Source organism: Halobacterium sp. CBA1126 (genome assembly GCF_009741975.1).
In the GTDB taxonomy this organism is placed as follows: Archaea; Halobacteriota; Halobacteria; order Halobacteriales; family Halobacteriaceae; genus Halobacterium.
In genome coordinates, this window is record NZ_WPCF01000193.1 from 1 (window position 1) to 1,801 (window position 1,801).

The 1,801-nt window shown below is 69.8% G+C and carries 2 protein-coding genes and 1 pseudogene; all 3 read right to left on the bottom strand.

Going from position 1 to position 1,801, the window contains the following annotated elements; genetic code table 11:
• Window positions 1-715: class 1 fructose-bisphosphatase (locus GJ634_RS15065; protein ID WP_157503644.1), on the bottom strand; the 715-nt coding region annotated here is incomplete at its 3' end.
• Entirely contained in the window at window positions 715-1,506 is a 792-nt protein-coding gene (locus GJ634_RS15070; RefSeq protein WP_157503645.1) for a class I fructose-bisphosphate aldolase, read from the bottom strand. The genes GJ634_RS15065 and GJ634_RS15070, both read right to left, overlap by 1 nt.
• A gap of 94 nt (window positions 1,507-1,600) precedes the next feature.
• Window positions 1,601-1,801, bottom strand: a pseudogene (locus GJ634_RS15720) (hypothetical protein); the annotation flags it as partial.

Genomic DNA, 1,801 nt, shown 5'->3' on the forward strand with positions numbered 1-1,801 from the left:
CGTGCTCGACGACGTACGCGATGGGCATCGACTCGAAGTGCGCGCGAAGCTTCCCCTCGGGCCGGGACTGCAGGCCCGGGTAGCCGAAGACGCCGCCGTACGTCAGCACCTGGTTCACGTCCGCGATCATCGCGCCGCCGTACCGGAGCTTCAGCTCGTCCTCCACGTCGCGGACGAACGACTCGAAGGGCGGCGTCCAGTCCGGGACGCGCCCGCCGAACCCGTAGACCAGCGGGTCCTCGGGGAGCTCGACGGGGCCGAGGTCCGTGCGGCCGTCGGCTTCCACGAGGTACTCGGTGACCTCGCCGTCGCGCGCGACCACCATCGTCGTCGTCGGCCCGTACAGCACGAACCCCGCGGCCACCAGACTCCGGCCGGACGCGGGCGGCCGCTCGTCGTAGACGCCGACGACGGTCCCGCAGGGGTTGTTCGACTTGACGTTCGAGGAGCCGTCGAGTGGGTCCACGGCGACCGCGTACCCGTCGTCGGCCTCCCCCACCACGTCGAGGTCGGCGCGCTCCTCGCTGGCGTACCAGTTCACGCCGTCGAGGGCCGCCAGCCGGTCGAACAGCAGGTCGTCGGCCCACACGTCCGCCTCCAACTGGACGTCCCCGGAGACGTTCTCCGTCGCCGCCTTCGCGCGCCGCTCCAGGAGCCCGTCCCGGATTTCGGGCGCGGCGTCCGCGACCACGTCGAAGACTTCCTCGACGACCATCAGATGCGGCCGAGGGCCTCGTCGACGCTCGTCTCCTCGTAGATGACCGCCTCCAGCGCGTCGAGGAACGGCTCGGGCTGCTCGCGCTGCCAGACGTTGCGCCCGACCGCCAGCCCCGTCGCGCCGGCGTCGACGGCGCCCTTGACGCTCTCGAGGAAGTCGCGGTCGCTGGTCTTCGACCCGCCGGACATCACGACGTCCGTCGGCCCCGCCATGTCGACGGCGTGCGACATCGCGTCCGTGCTCCCCGGGTACTTCACCTTCGCGACGTCGGCGCCGAGTTCCAGCGCCTGGCGCGCCGCGTACGCGATGGTGTCCGGCGACGTGTCGTTCTTCAGGCCCTGGCCGCGCGGGTACGACCACATCACGACCGGGAGGTCGTACTGCCGGGCGGCCTCCTGGGCGTCCCGGAACTCCTCGGCCATCTCGATCTCGTTGTTCGAGCCGCCGTACAGCGTGAACCCGATCGCGTCCGCGCCGAGTTCGGCGGCGTAGTCGACCGACCAGTTCACCGCCGAGTCGGGCTCGCCCATCCAGAGGTTCGACGTGCCGTTGAGCTTCGCGAGCAGATTCACGTCGTCCTCGTAGGAGGGGTAGTACGCCTCCGCGATGCCCTTCTGGACGGCCATCGCGGACACCGCGTCGTGGGTCGCGATGTCCCAGACGCTGCCGGGGTCCATCGTCTCTGGCACTTCCTCGAAGTCCACGGGGCCGTGTTCGAGCCCGTGGTCGTACGCGAGAATCAGTACCTTCCCGTCGCGCGAAATCGGAGACTCCTCGAAGGGACGCATCACCTGCACGTGCGACGAGGACGCATAAGTGTCTAACTGTCCGCGAGCCGCGCCGAGACGCCGAATATCTGGATTTTTACTGCGTCGCGAGTAACTACTGTTCGTGGTCGGCCGCGGCTTGCTTCCACGCCGCGACCGTCTCCTCGGATACGTCCAGCGAGTCCGCGACGTGCTCGACGTGGGCGGTCGCGAGGCTCCGCACCGACGTCACGCCCGCGCGAGCCAGCAGCTCCGCGTCGCGGCGTCGACGCGTCCACGTCGGTGACGGGCGTCGCGTCGACTGTTCGCGCCACTC

What these genes read in the sequence shown, in the direction of transcription:
- GJ634_RS15070 (WP_157503645.1), bottom strand. Translation starts at nt 1,506, where the DNA reads ATGCGTCCCTTCGAGGAGTCTCCGATTTCGCGCGACGGGAAGGTACTG.